Origin of the sequence: Pseudomonas syringae (assembly GCF_002157375.1) — a bacterium.
GTDB classification, from domain to species: Bacteria; Pseudomonadota; Gammaproteobacteria; order Pseudomonadales; family Pseudomonadaceae; genus Aquipseudomonas; species Aquipseudomonas syringae_T.
This window is the reverse complement of the sequence record NZ_MTSA01000005.1, coordinates 245,342-264,264: the sequence shown is the minus strand read 5'-3', so window position 1 is coordinate 264,264 and position 18,923 is coordinate 245,342. Positions and strand designations below refer to the sequence as shown.

Here is an 18,923-nt window from a genome sequence, read left to right as displayed (position 1 = left end):
CCCGCCGAGCGTCGATCTTTGAATATCACGACAAACACCAAGGCACAATTTGATGAAATCGACATGGCTGGACAATTTGAACGTCAGCAAAAAGCTGAGCATTGGCTTCGGCCTCATACTGGTGGGTGTACTGACGGTGACCACGATGGGTTACCTCAGCGCCAACTTGCTGATCGAACGGCTGGGCAAGGCGGCCAAGGTCGCTGAAGTCAAAGCCGATGCGTTGAGCATCAGGATCGCTGCGCAGATATACGCTGCCAAACCCGATGCCGGCAATGCGCAAAGCTATGGCACTGCGCTGGACAACCTGGGCAAGACCATTGAGGACGGCCTGAAGATTCTGACCGTCCCGGCCAACGCCGATCTGCTCAGAGGTATTCGCGATCAGGCAGGCGCCCTGAGGCAGACATTCAGCCAGTTGGTGGACAACAATCAGAAAATCGATCAGGCCATGCAGCCGCTGATCAGTATTTCCGAGCAGGTCAGTGGCAGTTTCGAAACACTTCTGCACAAGACTTTCGAAGACGCCTCACGCGCACTGGATCAGAACGCTATCGATCAAGTGAAGATTGCCGGCGATCTGCGTAATGGCATGACCAACTTTCGGCTGGTATTCCGCCGCTACATCAGCATTCCTACCACCGAAAACAGGCAGATTACCTTTGATGCCGCAGACTCGCTGATTGCGCAGGTCATCAGCGCGCGTACCCGGTTGCCGAACGAGGCCGGCCCGGCTGTCGACGCAGCCCTTGCGGCCTTGCAACAGTACAAGGCGTTGATGGCGTCCATCTCGCAGATGATGCAGCAGAACGATCAGGTCCGTGACACGCTGCGCCAGCAGTCGCTGGACATCGTCAAAAGTGCCGAAGCGCTGATGGCCGGTCAGGTAGTCAGTGCCAACAAGGAAAAAAGCAGCGCAGTGGCGCAGGTGTTCACGGTCGCACTGATCGTACTGTTGCTGGGTATCTTCGCCGCCATCCTGATCACCCGTCAGATCACGCGTCCGCTCAATGCAACGGTCATCGCAGCACGACGTATTGCCGACGGCGACCTGACCAACGATATCAGCACCACGCGCCAAGACGAGTTGGGCCTGCTGCAAAACACCATGCAGCACATGACCGTATCGCTGCGCACATTGATTGGCGGCATCAGTAACGGTGTGACACAAATCGCCACGGCATCCGAAGAGCTGTCAGCCGTCAGCGAACAGACCAGCGCTGGCGTCACTCATCAGAAAATGGAAGTTGATCAGGTGGCGACGGCCATGAACCAGATGGCGTCTACGGTGCAGGAAGTGGCCCAGAACACCGAGGATGCGTCGCAGGCCGCCAGGCTGGCGAGTGATCGTGCCGCCCACGGCAGCAGCGTGGTGCAGCATGCCACGCGTGAAATCAGCCAGTTGGCCGGCGAAGTAGGGCAGTTGGGTCATGCCATGCAGCGCCTGATTCAGGACAGTGACAAGATCGGCGGCGTGATTGACGTCATCAAGGCGGTCGCTGAGCAAACCAATCTGCTGGCGCTCAACGCAGCCATCGAAGCTGCCCGCGCCGGGGAACAGGGACGCGGCTTCGCCGTGGTCGCCGATGAAGTGCGTTCATTGGCACAGCGTACGCAACAGTCCACCACGGAAATCGAAGCGCTGATTCAGGCATTGCAGCATGGCACCGGCGCGGCATCGGACCTGATGGACGCCAGCCGTCAACGCACCGAGGGCACCGTGGAACTGGCCCGTCAGGCCGAACAGGCACTGGTGGAAATCACTCGGTCGATTTCCACCATCGAGCAAATGAGTCAGCAGATTTCCGCCGCCGCCGAGGAGCAGAGCGCGGTGACCGATGAAATCAATCGCAGCGTCATCAGCGTACGCGACATCGCCGACCAGTCTGCCGCGGCCACCGAGCAAAGCGCGGCCTCCACCGTGGAACTGGCGCGTCTGGGCAGTGATCTGCAAGGTATGGTTGCGCGCTTTCGGATCTGACCCGCTCAGCGTGTGGCAGCAACGAGCAGCGCTGTACGTCAGCGCTGCTCCACCAACTGCAGAAAGCGTCGGGTCCGTTCATTCTCCGGATTCAGTAGCACCTCGCGAGGCGTGCCATCTGTCACGATGCGCCCGCTCTCCATGAATAACACTCGATCGGCGATGTCCTGAGCGAATTTCATTTCGTGTGTGACCAGCAACATGGTCATTTGAAACTCGTGGGCAATCGAGCGAATGACGGCCAGCACCTCACCGACCAGTTCCGGATCGAGCGCCGAAGTGACTTCATCGAACAGCATGACCTGTGGGCGCATGGCCAAGGCTCTGGCAATTGCCACGCGTTGCTGCTGGCCTCCGGAAAGCTGGCTCGGATAGGCATCGGCTTTGTGCGCAAGCCCGACCAGCCCGAGGTATTGATGCGCGCGTTCCAAGGCCTCTTCGCGAGACAGTCTGAGCACACGTAGCGGTGCTTCAGTGATGTTTTCCTGCACGGTAAGGTGCGGGAACAGGTTGAACTGCTGAAACACCATGCCCACCCGGTGAATCACCGGGGGCTTGCGCGAGCCGGGCCAGTGCCAGCGAGCCTTGCGCGCCGGCACAGCATCGCCCGCCACTTCGATGCTGCCGTGCTGATAGTTTTCCAGCCCCTTGATCAGCCGCAGCACCGTGGACTTGCCTGAACCGCTGGGGCCGATCAGTGCGACTTTCTGCCCTTGCGGGATGGTCAGGTCCAGGTGATCGATAATCCGGTTGCTGCCGAAGTCCTTGACCACCTGTTTCAGCTGTATCTGCGTGCTCGTGATGGGCGAGTGTGCGGGGTGTGCGAGATCAGACATGACGGCGCCTTTCCAGGTATTTGAACAGCAACGAGGTCGGTACGCTGATTGCCAGAAACATCAACGCCATGACCGTGTAAGGCTCGTTGTATCGATAGGTCATGCCGGCAATCTGCTTGGCGGCCTGAAACAGCTCGGGAATAGTGATCACCGCCAGCAGCGGCGTTTCCTTGAACATGCCGATCAGGTAATTGCCCAGCACCGGCAGCATGGGTTTCAACGCCTGCGGCAGGATGATGCGTCGCCAGGTGTCGCCATGATTGAAGTCCAGCGCGCGTGCGGCTTCCCATTGCCCCTTGGGGATGTCGTCGATTGCGCCCCGGTACGCTTCGGCAATGTAGGCTGCGTAATAGCACCCAAGGCCAATCACACCCGTGGTGATGGCCGGGAAAGTGATGCCGGCCAGCGGTAGCGCGAAGAACAGCACATACAACTGGACCATCAGCGGCGTATTACGGAAAAAGCTCAGGTAGCCCTTGCTCAGGCGATGCACAAGCGTCAGGTGCGAGCGCAATGCCAGTGCCAGCATCAAACCGAGCACCACCGCCAGCAAAAAGCCCAGCAGCACGACCTGTACGGTCACCAGCAAGCCTTGAAAAAGCTCCGGCAGAATCGACCAGGCGAATGCGAGATCAAAGTCCATCATTCAACCCTTTGCCGTGCGCCACGCGGTGGCGTGCTGTTCATAACGCCGGACCAGCCAGCTCAGTGGCCAGGCCATCATGAAGTAGCAGACCAGCACGATGCTCCAGATCAGCGTCTGCTGGCCCAGGGTGGTGACCAACTGGCTGCCGGTAAAGGTCAGGTCGGTCAGGGTGATGAGCGAAACCAGCGACGTGGTTTTGAGCAGCTCGACCAGTTGATTGCCCATCGGCGGGATCATGAAGGGCAGGGCCTGCGGCAGGATGATTCGTCGAAATGCGCTGAGCGGATCGAAGTCGAGCGCCCGCAGTGCATCGCGCTGACCCTGGCTGACGTTGACCAGCGCCGAGCGAATGATTTCCGCACCGTATGCCGAAAACGTCAGGCCCAGGCCCAACACGCCTGTGGTCATGGGCGACAGGCGAATGCCGAACAACGGCAGGATGAAGAACAGGTAGAACAGCAGCACCAGCGCCGAGATGCCCCGTAGCACTTCGACGTACAGCGTCGCGAACCAGCGCAACGCTCTATACGGCGACAGGCGCATCAGGGCGATCACGAAGGCGAGCACCAGTACCAGCAACTCGGCGAGAACGGTGATCTGCAACGTAACCAGCGCACCGTGGGCCAGTTGTCTGGCCATGAAACCGGCGGTTTCCAATGTGGCGGCATCAACAGGCATGGCCGTACTCGTGTGGGTCAGGGCCTTTTACTGCGCGCCCTTGCGGGGCGCCACAGGTCATGGATTGCAGCGCTGAGCTGCGGTGATGGAAGGGTCTGCCAGTTCGTTTTCGGTGTAGCCGTATTTCTCGAGAATCTTCAGCAATTGGCCTGACGCGCGAAGCCTGGCCAACTGCTCATTGAAGGCTTGCTGGAAGGCCGGGTCGTTCTTTGGCAGGCCGTAGGCATGGTAATTCCAGCCCGGTTTGCCGCTGGCGTCCGGGATCTGCTCAAACGGCAACGCACGCTCGATGTCCGGGCTATTGGCCTTCTTGATCAGGCTGATGACTTCAGCATCCGGGAAATACACCACATCGACCCGATCAGCCTGCAGGGCCGCCAATGCTTCGGTGTCCTTGTCGAACAGCACCACATTGCTGTTGGCGATACCGCTGTCTTTGGCTTCCTGCACCTGATTACTGCCAGGCTGTGTGGCCAGTCGCGCCTTGCCGTGGTTGGCGACATCTTTGAGGCTGTGCAGCTTCAGCGGGTTACCGGCCTTGACGATGAACGCACCGCCGGACCGCGTGACCGGGTTGGAAAATGCAATGACTTTGCAGCGGTTCGGGTTGATGAACAGGCCGGCACCAATCAGATCGAAACGACCCGCCGCCAGGCCCGGCACCAAAGAGCCGAAGTCGGTGATAGGGGTCTCGATCTGTTTGATGCCCAGCGGCTCGAGAGTCGCCCGAAGTATTTCGACATTGGCCCCGGTCGCCTTGCCATCGGTGCCGATGTACGCATAAGGCTGCTCGTTGGCGATGCCTGCGGTCAGGCCGTCGCTGCGACCTTTTTCCAGCAGCCCGGCCAGCGCAGGGAACGAAATGACAGCGTTCAGCAGCAACGCTGAGCCTGTCAGGGCTGAGAACGACAGGGGTTTGATGCCTTTCATTGCGTGTGCTCGAAGTCAGGGGAAGGTAGGCGGGTACGTCTGCTGTAGAAGTCTGTTCTAAAGCGCCTCGCGTTTTGCATAAGCGAGCACCTTATAGCTATTAAAAAATAAATCTAAATATCAATAATGAATATGCATATGCGTTATCCAGCGGCTCGCCAACCCTCAAAACAGACGGGCCAGCCCCGTCTATTGATATGCTTATTGGTTATTTATAGCTTGCGAGCTAGTCCATTAGGCTCTATCGCACAGTGCTTACAGCCCCTCACGTTGTTGTGGGTTTGTGTTGTGGCCATGTGTTTTTTCCTTGTGCCGAGATGCCCATGAAAGTACCGCCAGCTGTTCTCAAAGATGCGTGGGTCCGCGTCACCGGGTTGAGCAAATCCTTTGGTCCGAGCCGTGTGCTGCAAGACATCGATCTGAGTCTTTTTCCGGGTGAGGTGGTGGCCTTGCTCGGGGCCAATGGTGCAGGTAAATCCACGCTGGTGAAGATTCTTGCCGGTAGCCATCGGCATGACGCTGGCGAGCTACTGGTCGAGGGCAGGGCGGTACGTTTTACCTCTCCGCTGGAGGCCCGACAGGCGGGGATAGTCGCGGTGCATCAGCATGTCGACGAAGCGCTGGTGCCAGGGTTCAGCGTGGCCGAAAACCTGTTGCTGGATGAACTGTGCCAGCAGGACGCACCGTTCTGGAATCAACCTCAGCGTCTGCATCAACGGGCGGCGCAAATTGCCGCAACCCTGCAGTTGAACCTGCCGCTGAATGCGCCCATCGAGAGCCTCGGCACGGCGGAACAGCAACTGGTGGTGTTGGCGCGCGCACTGGCGCTGAAGCCCGGATTGCTGGTGCTGGACGAGCCCACAGCCTCGTTGTCGGCGACCGAGGCGCATCGCTTGTTCGAGTTGATCGACGCGCTGCGTGCGCAAGGCGTCTGCATTCTATACATCTCTCATCGCCTGTCTGATCTGCAACGCATTGCCGATCGGGCCATTGTGTTGCGCGACGGGCGCGTGAGTGGCGAGTTCGCGGCGCCCCTGGACCTCGCCGCTGCCGTGCGCGCCATGCTGGGCAGTGAGCTGGCTCCGGTGCTGCGTCAAGGCAGCGAACGTGGTCGCGAAGTCCTTCGGGTGCGTGGTTGCCAGCTGGATACGCGCAGCGCCTGCTTTGACCTCAGCCTGCACGAAGGCGAGGTGGTTGCCATGACGGGTTTGCTGGGGGCGGGCAAAAGCGAGATTGCCGAGTTGTTCTACGGCCTGCGCCAGCCATTGGCCGGCACCCTTGAACTGGAGGGTTTGCCGTGGGCGCCGCCATCACCCCGTCAGGCCATCGCGGGCGGGGTGTTCATGGCCAGTGAAGACCGTGCGCGAGGTTCGCTGGTGCCGGGCTTTTCGTTGAGCAGAACCCTGACCTTGCCGTTCCTGTCGCGTTTCACTCGCGCAGGGTTCATTCATCAGGGCAAAGAGCGTGAAGCGGTACAGGACCAGGTTCGGTCGCTGGGCATCAAGTGCGCAGGCGTCGATGCACCGATGGACACGCTTTCCGGCGGTAACCAGCAGAAAGTCGTGCTGGCGCGCTGGTTGCTGGGCAACGGCCGCTTGCTGATTCTCGACGAACCCTTTCAGGGCGTGGACATTCGCGCCCGCCGCGAGATCGGTACACAGATCCGCGCCAGTGCATCACAGCGCGCCACCCTGGTGATTTGCACCGACCCCGATGAGGCACTGGAAATAGCCGACCGCATCCTGGTGGTTCGCGACGGCAGCGTGGTGGCCGAGTACTCACGCGCCGGCCTGCAACGTGACGAACTGCTTGCGCAACTGGCAGGCGTAGCGCCGCAGCCGGTCAATCCGCCTTTACTGCACCGAGGAACCCTGCGTGTCTGAGTCCATTCCTTCGATCGCCTTGAAGCCTGCGCGTGGCGATGCCGTTCTGCGCTTCATCATTCACTACGGCCTGCTGTTGGTGCTGGTGTTGGTGGTGCTGCTGTTTTCAATCGCCGAGCCTGCATTTTTGCGCATCGGCAACCTGTTCATCATCCTGCAATCGTTGTCCATCGTCGCTTTACTGGCATTGGGCGTGACGCTGAGCATGTCGGTGGGCGGCATGGACCTGTCCATTGGCGCGGTGGCCGCCATGAGTGTGATGTGCGCCAGCTACGTGATGGTCGTGCTCGATTGGGGGCCGCTGTGGGCGATTTTCATCAGCCTTGGCTGCGCTGCGCTGGTGGGCCTGTTCAACGGTTTTCTCATCGTGCGCATGGGCATTCCGGACATTCTGGCCACGCTGGGCAGCATGTTCCTGATCATCGGCGTGCAGCTGATTCCTACCGGCGGGCGTTCCATTTCGGTCGGCATGACCTTGCCCGACGGCGACGAAGCCAGTGGCAGCTTCAGCACCGGATTCCTGGCGCTGGGTCGCGCCAGGCTGTGGGACACCGTGCCGGTTCCGGTGCTGATCATGGCCGTCATGGCGCTGCTGGTATGGGGCTTTCTGGAGCTGACCCGCTTCGGCCGGGTGTTCTATGCCATTGGCGGCAACGAACGTGCGGCCCGCCTGGCCGGTGCGCCGGTGGAAAAATACAAGTTGCTGGCTTACGTACTGTCGGCCTTGCTCGCGTCGCTGGGTGGCCTGTTGCTGGCGGCACGGCTGGGGCGCGGCGACGTGAGTTCCGGCAACGGTCTGGTGCTGGACGCGCTAGGCGCAGCATTGATCGGTTTCGCTGTGCTCGGGGCACGCAGGCCCAATGCATTCGGCACATTGGTGGGCGCGCTGCTGGTCGCCACGCTGCTCAACGGCCTGACCATGCTCAATGCTCCTTATTACACCCAGGATTTCGTCAAAGGTACGGTGTTGGTGCTGGCCTTGATGTTTACTTTCGGTCTCGCGCAACGGGCGCGCTGAGCCTTCTCACAAAAGGAATACTTGATGTCCGGAATCATCCACGGCGGGCTGCGCCGACTGTTTGCTGCGGTACTGGTCTTTACACTGGCTGGCGGTGCCCATGCGGCAGGAATTGCAGATGCGCCAGCGCCGTTCGACAAGGGCGGCGTGAATATCGCGCTGGTGGGCTACATGTTCTCCGGTGACTTCCCGGAAGCGTATCTGCGCGGCGTAGAGAAACAGTCGGCGGCACTGGGCATCAATCTGCGTCTGTTCGATGCACGGCAGCAGGCTGCCACCCAGCGGGAAATGCTCGAACAGGCCATCGACCTCGGCGTGGATGGCATCATCATTCAGTTGGGCCTGGCAGAAACCCTCAAGGATACCGTGGCCAAGGCCGTCGCCAAAGGCATCAAGGTGGTCGCGTTCGACGTTGATCTAGGCAACCCGCAGGTGACGCAGGTGGAACAGGATCACCATGAGCTGGCACGTCTGGCCCTCGGGCAAGCGTTGAAGGACAACGGCAATACGTTCCAGGCAGGCTATGTGTTCATCGGCGGCTTTACCCCGATGGAGCGCCGCGACGATATCTGGCGTGAGGTCAAAGCGGCCAACCCCGGTATCGTCGAGAAGGCCCGTTTCGGCACGCTCAACCCGCCGATTGCCAACTCGGTGGCAGATCAGGCAAGTGCGGTCCTGCGCGCCAATCCGGGGTTGCAGGTGATTTTCGCGCCGTTCGACGAGTTTGCCAAAGGGGCCAAGATAGCGGTCGACGAAGCGGGCCTTGGCAAGCAGATAAAAATCTACAGCGCAGACATATCAACTTCCGATATTCAGATCATGAAAGAGCCCGACAGCGCCTGGGTGGCGACTGCCGCCGTCAACCCGGAAGTGATCGGAGCGATCAGCGTGCGCAGCCTGGCGATGCGTATTGCCGGTCAAGACCCTGGCAGTCGGGTGCAAGTGCCCCCCGCGCTGATTACCCGCCAACAATTACTGGACCTCGATGTAAAGAACGTACGTGATCTCGCGGAAAAGGTGCCTGCATTTGCCGACGCGGCAAACGTGGCCAATCCACCGTGGATACCGCTCGCCAAGTAGCTGCATCGCACAGTTGCCTTGCTCACACGTGCTGTGGAAGGGGCAGCCGTCATTCTGTCGGTATCAACATATAACTGTGAGCAGGGCGTCCTGTCGGGTTTGCTTCTGGCAAGGCCGGTCCGTACCTGCGATTCGAAGGAGCGCCGTATGTACTACCGATCACGTTCATTATTGGCCGCCGCAATAGTGACAGCGATACTGCCTGCGCAGGCCGAAGAAACATCCGCCAGCGCCGAGGACACGCGCCTGGGCGCAGTCACTGTTACCGGGACGCGAGGCAAGGCGCGCACGGTGCTGGATTCGCCTGTTCCGGTGGATGTACTGACGGCTGATGATTTGAAGTCTGCCGGGGCCAGCAATGGCGAGTTGGGCCAGGCGTTGCAGACTTTACTGCCGTCGTTCAGCTTTCCCCGGCAGTCCAACTCTGGTGGCGCAGACCATGTGCGCGCAGCGCAACTGCGCGGCATGAGCCCCGATCAGGTACTGGTGCTGGTCAACGGCAAGCGCCGCCACACCTCGGCGCTGGTAAACGACTCGTCGAAAATCGGTCGCGGCACTGCACCGGTTGACTTCAACTCGATTCCGATCAGTGCGATCAAGCGCATCGAAGTATTGCGCGATGGTGCCGGTGCGCAATACGGCTCCGACGCCATTGCCGGCGTGATCAACATCATCCTCGACGACGCCCCCGAAGGCGGCGAAGTCTCCACCACCTACGGCGCTTACCACACCCGGCAGAACGCTATTGGCAAAACCACCACCGATGGCCAGAACAGCCTGACCACCGCCAGGATCGGCACGCGGCTGGGCGAAGAGGGCGGGTTTATCCGGGGCGGTACTGAATACAAGGACCGCAACCCGACCAACCGCGCCGGGTTCGACGGCTTTGCCGACACCGCCGGTCAGCGAAACTATGTGATGGGCGACGGTGTGGCACGCGACGTCAACTTCTGGTTCAACAGTGAAGTGCCGCTGGGCAATGGCAAGGCGTATTCATTTGGGACCTACAACGAGCGACACACCACCGGTGCCGAGTTCTATCGCTACCCCACTGATCAGCCGCAGTTCTACCCGAACGGCTACCTGCCGCAATCGCTGGGCGACAATACCGACCTGTCGGCGACCGCCGGTTTCAAGGGCCTGATTGGCGAAGACTGGGATTTCGACAGCAGCCTCACCCACGGGCGTAACCGTTTCGAGTCGGCCACTGAACGCACCCTCAACGTCGCGTTAGGCGCCGATTCGCCGACCCGTTTCGACACCGGTGACTACGCGTTGCGCCAGACCACGGCTAACCTGGATTTCACCCGCGAGCTGCGTCTCGGCTCGCGGTCTTTCGTGCTCGCGGTGGGCAGTGAATACCGTTACGAAAACTACCTGACCTACGCCGGTGATGCCGCCTCGTACTTTGGCACCGGGGCTGATGGTGCCAATGGCCTGCGCCCGAGCGAGGCGGTGGACCTGGACCGCAATGTGTTCGGCTCGTACGCCGAGTTGTCCGGCGACCTGACTGACCGACTGTTTGTCGATGCCGCCACGCGTTGGGAACACTATGACGATGCCGGCAGCAAACTGACCGGCAAACTCAGCGGGCGTTATCGCCTGACCGAACAACTGGCCTTGCGCGGTGCGGTGTCCAACAACTTCCGTGCGCCTTCATTGGCCCAGGTCGGCTTTCAGCACACCACCAGCAACTTCGGCACGGGTGGCGCGCTGACCGATATCCGCGTGCTGTCGGTCAACGATCCGATTGCGCGGTCACTGGGCGCTGAAGACTTGAAACCGGAAACTTCGAAAAACGTCAGCCTCGGCCTGACCGCGCAATTGAGCGAGCGCTTCGATGCCTCGCTGGATGTGTTCCGCATCGACGTCAAGGACCGCATTACTCTGTCCCAGCGCATCGGCAATGACGCCCTGGAGCAATACATCAACAACAACCTCGGGGTTGCCGGGGTCCACGACGTCAACTTCTTCACCAACGCTGCCGACACGCGCACCCACGGGGCCGAGCTGGTCCTCAACTACCACCAGCCGTGGCTCGACGGGCAATTGGGTTTGACCTCGGCCTACACCTGGAACCACACCAAAGTCACCCGGACCAAAGGCACGCCCTCGCCACTCAGCGCGCTGGGCATTGGCGACGATGCACTGGTGGGCGTCGAAGAACGCAACACACTGACCGACGCCGCGCCAAGGGACCGCCTGGTGTTTTCTGCCAACTGGGTCAGCCAGCACTGGGGCTTGCTCGGCCGTCTGACCCGACAGGGCAAAACCACCCGCGTGTTCGACTTCGGCGATTCACAGCCCGAGCAGACCTACAACGCCGTGTGGCAACTGGACGCTGAAGTGCAGTACACATTCACACCGACCTTCGACATCGCCCTGGGCGGCAACAACCTCACGGACCGCTACCCGGAGCGTTCGAACTCGCAAATCAGCTATGGCGGCAACCTGCCGTATGACGTGCTGTCGCCGATTGGCACCAACGGTGCGTATTACTATGCGCGGGCTACTTACGGTTTTTGAGGGTGGGGGGTATCAATCGACGGCGCTTTTGCATTCCATCCGCGTCAACACCCTGCGCCATAGTGTCCGCTTTGGCCGGGGTGCCGCCTCAATCACAACATTCGGCATGTCCCGCACCCGAATCCAGGTTTCGCTGCGCCAGTGCAGCACGCTCAGCGACGTGCCTGGCCATTGCAGCTGGCTCATCCTGGGGTTGTCCAGGCTCAGGTTCTGTTGATCGTGCAAAACCGTCAGCACCTCATGCGTCAGCCACTGACGCAGCGCGCGGTTCTCCGGTACGAAGTTTGGCGTGATTCTGATTGTGTACGCTAAGCGGCTGACGTGGCTCACGTGGGCAATCAAACGCCGAACCTGTGAGGCAATGGCCCCTCAGGCACAGGCGATGTTCAGTGGCGGATCAGCCATTCAACACTCAAAAAGAAATCTCCGCCGGCTGCGACAGCCGCAACACCGACAGATCGCCCGTCACCCGTTTCCAGGCCAGTCGGATGGCTTCAATGTCTGCGCGATGGCTGGCGGTGTTTTCGTGCAGGATGACGATGACTTTGGTACTCAACCGTTCTGGCTGGGCAGCGCCTTTGTCACGCCACTGGCCATAGGCATCGAATGCGGTGAAACCGTCCGGAAAGCGTGGCGTGACTTCTTTGTCGAGAAACTCGCGCCAGCGCGCCGCATTGACCTGGTGCCGTGGATCGTCCAGCGACCCTGTTGAAAAATACAATTCGGTGCGCAGCCACTGCGCTTGTGCCGGGCGGCTGCTGTCACCCTGCAGGGTTGCGCTGGATGGGTTGGTTGTGTGGACCGGCAGGGCGGGGGCGGTGGCGCACCCGGCCAGCAGCAATAACAGGCCAGGTAACAGGAGGCGTGCGGGCATCAGGTATTCCTTGGGTCACATAACAGCGGTCAGGGTGAAGGCTCACTATAAGAAGCTTGGTGTACGGGATGAAATAATAAAAAACCGCTTTTTGCGACTGAAAAGAATAAGCAGCGCCAAATTGCAGCGCTTCTACTTCATCAAAATGGCAGCTGTTTAGACCGTTTATTTCTTCTGGTTGTATGGATAGATTCAAAAGGCATATCCATATTCATCAGATCGACGCTACAGCGTCATCGGCAGCTGCTATCACTATTGATGCTGCTGTGATGCATGAATCGGACGCTGCTTTCATGGGGGATCAAGGGTCTTGAGCATTGATTCCGACCGTCTGACCAGCGTCTTGCGGCCTGTCTGCGTATCTCTAGAATCCGCCCATGAATTTCAACATCCCTTTCGATTACGGAGTTTCGAACATGATGAATGCAATGCAGATGCCTATGAACAACGCCATGCCCATGATGCCGATGATGGGCATGCCCATGATGATGGCGACCCTGCAGTGCGAGATGATGGCCGACGGCATGATGTGTACCATGAAGCCGGCTGCAGGCATGGACATGACCCTGTTCAAGAACAGCGCCGACATGATGTCGATGATGATGACCTGCGGCATGCCGATGATGATGCAGTGCGGCAACATGTCGATGATGTGCATGTCGGAAGACGGCATGGCAATGATGAACATGATGTCTGGCATGAACATGCCGATGATGATGCCGATGGGCATGCCTGTGCCGATGATGAAGTGCATGATGACCTGCACTGTCGAAGCGGACTGCATGAAGTGCATGATGATGCCGATGCCTGGTATGAGCATGGAAATGATGAGCAACTGCTGCGCATTGATGATGAAAATGATGAACGACTGCGCCATGCCGATGATGATGAGCTGCAACGGCATGCCGATGATGTGCTGCACCTGCTGATTGGTTCGGTAGCGCAGCGCTGAGCCGCTGCTGCCAGCTCGGCAATGCAAAGCCCTGACGTTCGCGCGTCAGGGCTTTTGTGTTTTCAGTGGTTTGCCAGCTGCTTGTACTGCTGTGCTGCTACCTGAAGCTCCAGGCGGCGGCCAGGTATCGCGGCAATCAGTTCTTGAGTGTAGGCGGCTTCCGGCCGCTCGAAAACGTCGCTGGCCGGGCCTTGTTCGAGGGTCTTGCCATGCTTGAGCACCAGCACCTGATGGGCGACGCTGGCGACCACCGCAAGGTCGTGAGAGACCAGCACGTATGCAATGCCGGATTCAGCTTGTAGCTCTACCAGCAAGTCGAGAATCTGCGCCTGCACCGACACGTCCAGCGCCGACACCGGTTCATCGAGCAGCAGCAGGTCCGGCTGCAGCGCCAACGCTCTGGCAATGGCTACCCGCTGCCGCTGTCCGCCCGACAGCTCGCGGGGCAGGCGGTCCAGGTAGGCCACCGGCAAATGCACTCGTTCGATCAGTCGACGGGCAGCGTGTTCCAGCTCCCGACCTTTCAGCAGGCCGAACGAGACCAGCGGTTCGACAATGCTTTCGAAGAGCGTGAAGCGTGGGTCAAGCGCTGCGAACGGGTTTTGCTGCACCAACTGAATGCGCCGTCGCAAAGGTCTGAACTCACGCCAGCCGAGGTCCGTGACATCGCGGTTCTCAAGCAGCACTCGCCCGTGGGTGGGCTTTTCCAGGCCCAGCGCGATGCGCAGTGCGGTGCTTTTACCCGAACCGGATTCACCTACGATGGCCAGGGTCTGACCGGGGAACACCTTGAAGTTAACGTCCTGCAGCGCCTGAAACTCGGCCTCTTCTCCCTTTACGTAAGGCAAGCGGTAGGTCTTGCCGATATTGCTCAGCGTCAGCAATGGTGTGTCGTTGGCCAGTATCGGGCGCGAAGCCACCGGGCTTTTGCGCTGTCCGAAAGCCGGTGCCGCAGCGATCAGTGCGCGGGTGTAGGCATGGGCCGGGTTGATGAGGATGTGTTGCGGCGCGCCTTGTTCGACCAACTCGCCACTTTTCATCACCAGCACGCGGTCAGCACGGTCGGCTGCCACGCCGAGATCGTGGGTGATGATCAGCAGGGAAATGCCTCGTTCGGCCACCAGCTGTTGCAGGTGGTCGAGGATTTTGCGCTGCACGGTCACATCCAGCGCGCTGGTGGGCTCGTCAGCGATGATCAGCCTCGGATGGCCGGCCAGCGCGATAGCGATCAAAACGCGCTGGCGCATGCCACCGGACAATTCATGCGGGTACTGTCGGGCGCGCAGCACGGGCTTGTCCAGACCCACGTGCTGTAATAGCTCCAGCACATCAGCATCGACTGCCGGGTAGCGACGGCCATTGGCCTGAATCAGCGCTTCGGCAATTTGTCGACCGATGCGCAAGGTCGGGTTGAGGCTGACCATCGGGTCTTGCGGCACCAGACCGATCACGCTGCCGCGAACCCTGCGTTTCTCGCGCTCGGAAGCCTGGCTCAGATCTTGACCGTCTACGTGCAGTTCACCGTGGGTGATGGTCGCGTTGTCCGGCAGCAGGCCGAGGATTGCGTTGGCGATTGTCGATTTGCCGGAGCCGGACTCGCCGACAATCGCCACGGTCTCGCCTCTGGTCACCTGAAACGAGACGCTGCGCACGGCCTGATTGATCTGGCCGTCGAAGCGGTAAGCGACACTCAGACCACGGACATCGATCAGTTGAGCACCTTCATTCATCGTTGAACCTCTTCCAGAGTGCGGGCGATGTGGTTGAAGCTGAACACTACGCCGACCAGAAACAGGCCAGGCAGCAATGACACCCACGGCGCGGTCATCAGAAAGTGACGGCCATTGGCAATCAACGTGCCCCACTCAGCGGCTGGCGGTGCTGCGCCGAAGCCGAGAAAGCTCAGCCCGGCGGTGGCCAGAATCGCCGCGCCGAAATCCAGCGTGGCAAGCACCGCCACCGGTCCCCAGGCGTTGGGCAAAATGTGCCGCAGCAGCGTGCGGGTCCAACTGGCACCGCCCAGCCGTGCCGCTTCTACATACGGTAGCGTCTTGACCCGCAGTACCTCGGCGCGCGTGGTCCGGGCGAAGCCGGGGATGATCCCCACGCCCACCGCGATGGCGACAGGCAGGGTGCCAAAACCGATGGCGGTGACAATTGCCAGCGCCAACAGCAGGCCGGGCAGCGCCAGCAAGACGTCGATGAAACGCATGATCACGGCATCGATGCGCCCACCCGCGAAACCGGAAACAACCCCAAGGCTCAGGCCGCCGGTCATTGCAATACCCACCGCCAGCAACGCGGCCTGTACCGACAGGCTGGAGCCATGCACAACGCGGGTATAAAGATCGCGGCCCAGTTCGTCGGTGCCGAACCAGTGTGTGGCATTCGGCGGGGTGAGTTTGTCGGTGGGCGAGGTGGCATAGGGCGCGTAACGGCTGAGCAGGTCGGGTGCCAGCGCCGCCAGCAGCGCAAAAGCTACCAACGCCACGGCGAGCACAAATCCCGGCCGACGCAGCAGCGGGCTGAGCGTTTCGAAAATCCGGCTCAGGTTGCTGCGTCGTCGCCACTGCACGGCTGATCGAGGCTTAGGCGTGATGACAGCCTGGGCGAGGCGTGCAAGACGGTTGTCGAAAATGGTCATGATGTCAGGACACCTTTGGCGTGTGGGCGATGCGTGGGTCCAGCGCGGGGTACAGCAGGTCAACGATCAGGTTGACCACAACAAAGGCCGCGGCCGATACCGCGACAATGGCCAGTACCACTGGAATGTCCTGGCGCAGCACGGCTTCCTGAGCCAGGCGGCCGATCCCGGCGCGGGCAAAGATGGTTTCCACCAGCACGGCCCCGGAAACGGTATTGCCCACTTGCAGGCCGATCAGCGTCAGCAACGGCAACGCCGCATTCTTGAACGCATGACGGGCCTGGACCTGTGCGCGGGTCAGGCCTTTGGCGTAGGCGGTGACGATGTAGGGTTCTTTCCATACGCCCTGAAAGCCGCGTTGCAGGACCTGTGCGTACACCGCAGCGCTGGGGATTGCCAAGGTGACGGCGGGCAGTATCAGGCTGATAAAACCCTGATTGCCGGTCGCCGGGAACCAGCCAAGGCTGAATGCGAACAGCTGGATGAACAGCAGGCCCATCCAGAACACCGGCACCGAAAAGCCCAGCGAAGGCAAGCGCGACAACACCACTTTCAGCGGTTGCCAGCGCACATAGGCGGTGAGGTACGCCAGACCGATCCCGCCGATCAATGACAGCACAATGGCCAGACCCGCCAGGCTCAGGGTGTGCGGCAGACGCTCGACCAGCAGTTCCGAGACCGGTCGATTGAGTGTCAGCGAGTTGCCGAAATCACCGTGAATCGCACCCGACAGCAAATCAAAGTACTGCTCGAACACCCCGCGATCCAGCCCGTAATACGACGTGGCCTTGGCCAGATCCTGCGCGGACAGGGAGTCAATCTCGACACCCGAGGCGCTGAGCATGATCGACAGCGTGTCGCCGGGCAGCAGATACAGAATGAAATAGGTGATGCTGTAGGCGCCCCAGAGCACCAGCAACGCCTGCGCGATCCGACCGAGGATATAACGGCTCATGGCGCAGCAATCTCGATGTCGTTGAACAGCGCAAAACCTTCGGCAGTCCAGTGGAAGTTACGGACGTTTTTTGCCGTGGCGGCTTGCCAGACCCGCTCATAGACCGGGAATGCCGAGCCTTCGTCGATCAGCAAGTCCTGCAAGTCGCCATAGGCTGTTGCACGCTGCTCGCTGCGTGTGGCGGTCAGCCCTGCGTCGAACAGTTCAAGCGCCTTGGGCAGCGTTTCCGGGGCGTAAAGATTGGTGGCCAGCGTCGAACTGTTGGCGCTGCGCGGGTCGATGATGGTCTGCAGAATGATCGGGTCGGCGCGGGTCATGTAGGTAGAGGTCAGGTCGTAGTTACCCGAGGCGTTGTTGGCGGCCCACTCGGCGGTGGTGACAACGTTGAGCGTTAGCTCGATACCGACCTTGCGCAACTGATCCTGAATCAGCACGTCGCCAGCGGTTTCGGCAGGCGAGAGGTTGTAGGCCAGTTTCAGGCGTTTGCCGTCCTTGTAGCGATAACCGTCAGCGTTTTTCTGCCAGCCAGCCTCGTCCAGCAAGCGTTCGGCACTTTGAGGGTCGTAGGCCAGTTTGCCAGCCTGGCTTTTGTAAAACGGCGTGGTGACGTCGTAGATGCCCGAAACCACCGGGAACTGAGGGTTATAGACCGTGGCTGCGTAGGTGGTGCGGTCGATTGCCTTTTGCAGGGCCAGACGCACCGTGCGGTCGGCAAGGATGCGAGCGCCACGGGTGTTGGGGTACAGATTCAGGGAAGGGCCTGGCAGCGAGCGGCTCTGGATTGTCGCGCCCTTGGATTTGAACAGATTCAGGTCAATTTCGGAGAACGGGTTGCGCGGCCAGAGAATATCGACCTGGCCCTGGACGAACTGGCCGTTGCGCACGCTTTCTTCCGGGACGTAACTGACGTCGACCGCATCCAGATGGGCCTCGCCTTTGTTTTGCGCGTTGGCCGACGGCCAGGCGTAGCCTTTGCGCTTGGTCAGACGCAGACCGCTTTCGGGTGTATAGCGCTCCAGTACGAACGGTCCGGTGCCGATGATCGCGCCCAATGAACGCTCCTTGGCGCTGAGTGCGTAGGACTCCGGGGCGAGAATGGCGAGGTTGGTGGTGGAGGTGGCTTGCAAGAAGCCCGCATTGGGTCTGGCCAGCACCAGCTTGATCGTGAAGTCATCCAGCACCTCGGCGTGGTCGTAACCTTTGAGGTACGTAGCGCCGAAGGTTGCAGGCAATTGCGCAGCAAACGACTTGTCGGCGTCATAGGCCGTTTTTACCGCTTGGGCGTCGAAACGCGAGCCATTGCTGAACGTCACGTCTTTGCGTAAATGGAAGGTGTACGCCAGCGCGTCTTCGCTGACCTCCCAGCGTTCAGCCAGCCAGGGAATGATGTTACCGGTCTGCGGATCCTGATCGGTCAGGGACTCGGCGACATTACGCAATACCACCCGGTGTTCCAGCCAGTAGACCTGAAACGGGTCAAGGCTGACCAACGTGGTGTTGTCTCTGAAAAAAGTGACCTTGAGCGTTTTGCGCGCCTGACTGTCCTGCCCCGAGGGCGAGCATCCGAAAAGGGCGACGGCGGTGAGGGCGGCGAACAGCAGGCGCAAAAGGAGAGGGCGCTCGATCATCGCGCTGCCCTCCGATGCACAAATACGTTGGGAAATATCGAAGGTCGAGTGCAATGCATGAAAAATCCTCTTCAAGTCGGGCGCCGCGCTCCAGCGGGTTTAAAGACCGTATTCTTATGAAAAGCCGCTGTAAAAGTATTTTTTATTCTAAGCTAATATAGATTTTCATGATTTATTTGATATTTTATTATGCGTAAAAAGTATTTATTTCGGCCAGCCACGCGTGCAAATACAGAGATCATGGTTTCCAAAAACGAAAAAGCCCCCGAGGCGGGGGCTTTGCACTTGCTCA

At 60.1% G+C, this 18,923-nt stretch carries 15 protein-coding genes and 2 pseudogenes; 6 read left to right on the top strand and 11 right to left on the bottom strand.

Translation table 11 applies throughout. The annotated features are described in order from the left end of the window. Positions 1-52 precede the first annotated feature (52 nt). Together BW686_RS27435 and BW686_RS27430 are read left to right on the top strand one after the other, a co-directional pair. Positions 53-1,075, top strand: a pseudogene (locus BW686_RS27435) (methyl-accepting chemotaxis protein); the annotation flags it as partial. A 33-nt stretch (positions 1,076-1,108) separates the two neighbouring features. Beyond that, positions 1,109-1,981: a methyl-accepting chemotaxis protein gene (locus BW686_RS27430; protein WP_373270992.1), complete on the top strand. Its 873-nt coding sequence runs from the start codon at positions 1,109-1,111 to the stop codon at positions 1,979-1,981. 38 nt (positions 1,982-2,019) lie between these two features. Here the strand turns inward: BW686_RS27430 and BW686_RS08250 are convergent, their stop codons facing one another. Genes BW686_RS08250 through ehuB form a run of 4 tightly spaced genes read right to left on the bottom strand, consistent with a single transcriptional unit; the run spans position 2,020 to position 5,071 of the window. Next, positions 2,020-2,817, bottom strand: coding sequence for an amino acid ABC transporter ATP-binding protein (locus BW686_RS08250; RefSeq protein WP_084915841.1), 798 nt, complete (start codon positions 2,815-2,817; stop codon positions 2,020-2,022). Further along, entirely contained in the window at positions 2,810-3,463 is a 654-nt protein-coding gene (gene ehuD / locus BW686_RS08245) for an ectoine/hydroxyectoine ABC transporter permease subunit EhuD (RefSeq protein ID WP_179149202.1), read from the bottom strand. The genes BW686_RS08250 and ehuD overlap by 8 nt, the downstream gene beginning before the upstream one ends. Next, complete coding sequence (ehuC, locus tag BW686_RS08240) at positions 3,464-4,141, bottom strand: ectoine/hydroxyectoine ABC transporter permease subunit EhuC (protein ID WP_084915840.1); 678 nt, start codon at positions 4,139-4,141, stop codon at positions 3,464-3,466. It abuts the gene before it with no gap. Positions 4,142-4,198: 57 nt separating this feature from the next. Continuing rightward, positions 4,199-5,071 carry an ectoine/hydroxyectoine ABC transporter substrate-binding protein EhuB gene (gene ehuB, locus BW686_RS08235; RefSeq protein WP_084915839.1) on the bottom strand — a complete coding sequence of 291 codons (873 nt, stop codon included), beginning with the start codon at positions 5,069-5,071 and terminating at the stop codon, positions 4,199-4,201. A 323-nt stretch (positions 5,072-5,394) separates the two neighbouring features. On the opposite strand from ehuB, the gene BW686_RS08230 reads away from it, so the two are divergent. The 4 genes from BW686_RS08230 to BW686_RS08215 all read left to right on the top strand — a co-directional run bounded on the left by BW686_RS08230 (position 5,395) and on the right by BW686_RS08215 (position 11,578). Then, entirely contained in the window at positions 5,395-6,954 is a 1,560-nt protein-coding gene (locus tag BW686_RS08230; protein WP_084915838.1) for a sugar ABC transporter ATP-binding protein, read from the top strand. Next, positions 6,947-7,972, top strand: coding sequence for an ABC transporter permease (locus BW686_RS08225; RefSeq protein WP_084915837.1), 1,026 nt, complete (start codon positions 6,947-6,949; stop codon positions 7,970-7,972). Before BW686_RS08230 ends, BW686_RS08225 begins: the two co-directional genes overlap by 8 nt. Positions 7,973-7,996: 24 nt before the next feature. Continuing rightward, a complete protein-coding gene (locus tag BW686_RS08220) occupies positions 7,997-9,052 on the top strand; it encodes a substrate-binding domain-containing protein (RefSeq protein ID WP_084915836.1) in 1,056 nt (351 codons plus the stop codon). A gap of 147 nt (positions 9,053-9,199) precedes the next feature. Further along, a complete protein-coding gene (locus tag BW686_RS08215; RefSeq protein WP_084915835.1) occupies positions 9,200-11,578 on the top strand; it encodes a TonB-dependent receptor plug domain-containing protein in 2,379 nt (792 codons plus the stop codon). 12 nt (positions 11,579-11,590) lie between these two features. Here the strand turns inward: BW686_RS08215 and BW686_RS08210 are convergent. The 7 genes and pseudogenes from BW686_RS08210 to BW686_RS08180 form a co-directional block, all read right to left on the bottom strand. After that, a pseudogene (locus tag BW686_RS08210) lies at positions 11,591-11,863 on the bottom strand (BRO-N domain-containing protein); the annotation flags it as partial. 127 nt (positions 11,864-11,990) lie between these two features. Then, positions 11,991-12,452 carry a DUF3574 domain-containing protein gene (locus tag BW686_RS08205; protein WP_084915834.1) on the bottom strand — a complete coding sequence of 154 codons (462 nt, stop codon included), beginning with the start codon at positions 12,450-12,452 and terminating at the stop codon, positions 11,991-11,993. Positions 12,453-12,852: 400 nt separating this feature from the next. Further along, positions 12,853-13,374: a hypothetical protein gene (locus BW686_RS26795; RefSeq protein ID WP_179149210.1), complete on the bottom strand. Its 522-nt coding sequence runs from the start codon at positions 13,372-13,374 to the stop codon at positions 12,853-12,855. A 92-nt stretch (positions 13,375-13,466) separates the two neighbouring features. Then, positions 13,467-15,134 (bottom strand): dipeptide ABC transporter ATP-binding protein, encoded by a 1,668-nt coding sequence (locus BW686_RS08195; RefSeq protein ID WP_084915833.1) that lies wholly within the window; start codon positions 15,132-15,134, stop codon positions 13,467-13,469. After that, entirely contained in the window at positions 15,131-16,048 is a 918-nt protein-coding gene (locus BW686_RS08190) for an ABC transporter permease (protein ID WP_084915832.1), read from the bottom strand. The genes BW686_RS08195 and BW686_RS08190 overlap by 4 nt, the downstream gene beginning before the upstream one ends. 4 nt (positions 16,049-16,052) lie before the next feature. Beyond that, a complete protein-coding gene (locus tag BW686_RS08185) occupies positions 16,053-17,003 on the bottom strand; it encodes an ABC transporter permease (RefSeq protein WP_084915831.1) in 951 nt (316 codons plus the stop codon). Then, positions 17,000-18,631, bottom strand: a complete 1,632-nt coding sequence (locus BW686_RS08180; protein ID WP_084915830.1) for an ABC transporter substrate-binding protein — start codon at positions 18,629-18,631, stop codon at positions 17,000-17,002. Before BW686_RS08180 ends, BW686_RS08185 begins: the two co-directional genes overlap by 4 nt. Positions 18,632-18,923 lie beyond the last annotated feature (292 nt).

What these genes read in the sequence shown, in the direction of transcription:
- BW686_RS08190 (WP_084915832.1), bottom strand. Translation starts at nt 16,048, where the DNA reads ATGACCATTTTCGACAACCGTCTTGCACGCCTCGCCCAGGCTGTCATC.
- BW686_RS08215 (WP_084915835.1), top strand. Translation starts at nt 9,200, where the DNA reads ATGTACTACCGATCACGTTCATTATTGGCCGCCGCAATAGTGACAGCG.
- BW686_RS08195 (WP_084915833.1), bottom strand. Translation starts at nt 15,134, where the DNA reads ATGAATGAAGGTGCTCAACTGATCGATGTCCGTGGTCTGAGTGTCGCT.
- BW686_RS08230 (WP_084915838.1), top strand. Translation starts at nt 5,395, where the DNA reads ATGAAAGTACCGCCAGCTGTTCTCAAAGATGCGTGGGTCCGCGTCACC.
- ehuC (WP_084915840.1), bottom strand. Translation starts at nt 4,141, where the DNA reads ATGCCTGTTGATGCCGCCACATTGGAAACCGCCGGTTTCATGGCCAGA.
- BW686_RS08185 (WP_084915831.1), bottom strand. Translation starts at nt 17,003, where the DNA reads ATGAGCCGTTATATCCTCGGTCGGATCGCGCAGGCGTTGCTGGTGCTC.
- ehuD (WP_179149202.1), bottom strand. Translation starts at nt 3,463, where the DNA reads ATGATGGACTTTGATCTCGCATTCGCCTGGTCGATTCTGCCGGAGCTT.
- BW686_RS08180 (WP_084915830.1), bottom strand. Translation starts at nt 18,631, where the DNA reads ATGATCGAGCGCCCTCTCCTTTTGCGCCTGCTGTTCGCCGCCCTCACC.
- ehuB (WP_084915839.1), bottom strand. Translation starts at nt 5,071, where the DNA reads ATGAAAGGCATCAAACCCCTGTCGTTCTCAGCCCTGACAGGCTCAGCG.
- BW686_RS08220 (WP_084915836.1), top strand. Translation starts at nt 7,997, where the DNA reads ATGTCCGGAATCATCCACGGCGGGCTGCGCCGACTGTTTGCTGCGGTA.
- BW686_RS27430 (WP_373270992.1), top strand. Translation starts at nt 1,109, where the DNA reads ATGCAGCACATGACCGTATCGCTGCGCACATTGATTGGCGGCATCAGT.
- BW686_RS08250 (WP_084915841.1), bottom strand. Translation starts at nt 2,817, where the DNA reads ATGTCTGATCTCGCACACCCCGCACACTCGCCCATCACGAGCACGCAG.
- BW686_RS08205 (WP_084915834.1), bottom strand. Translation starts at nt 12,452, where the DNA reads ATGCCCGCACGCCTCCTGTTACCTGGCCTGTTATTGCTGCTGGCCGGG.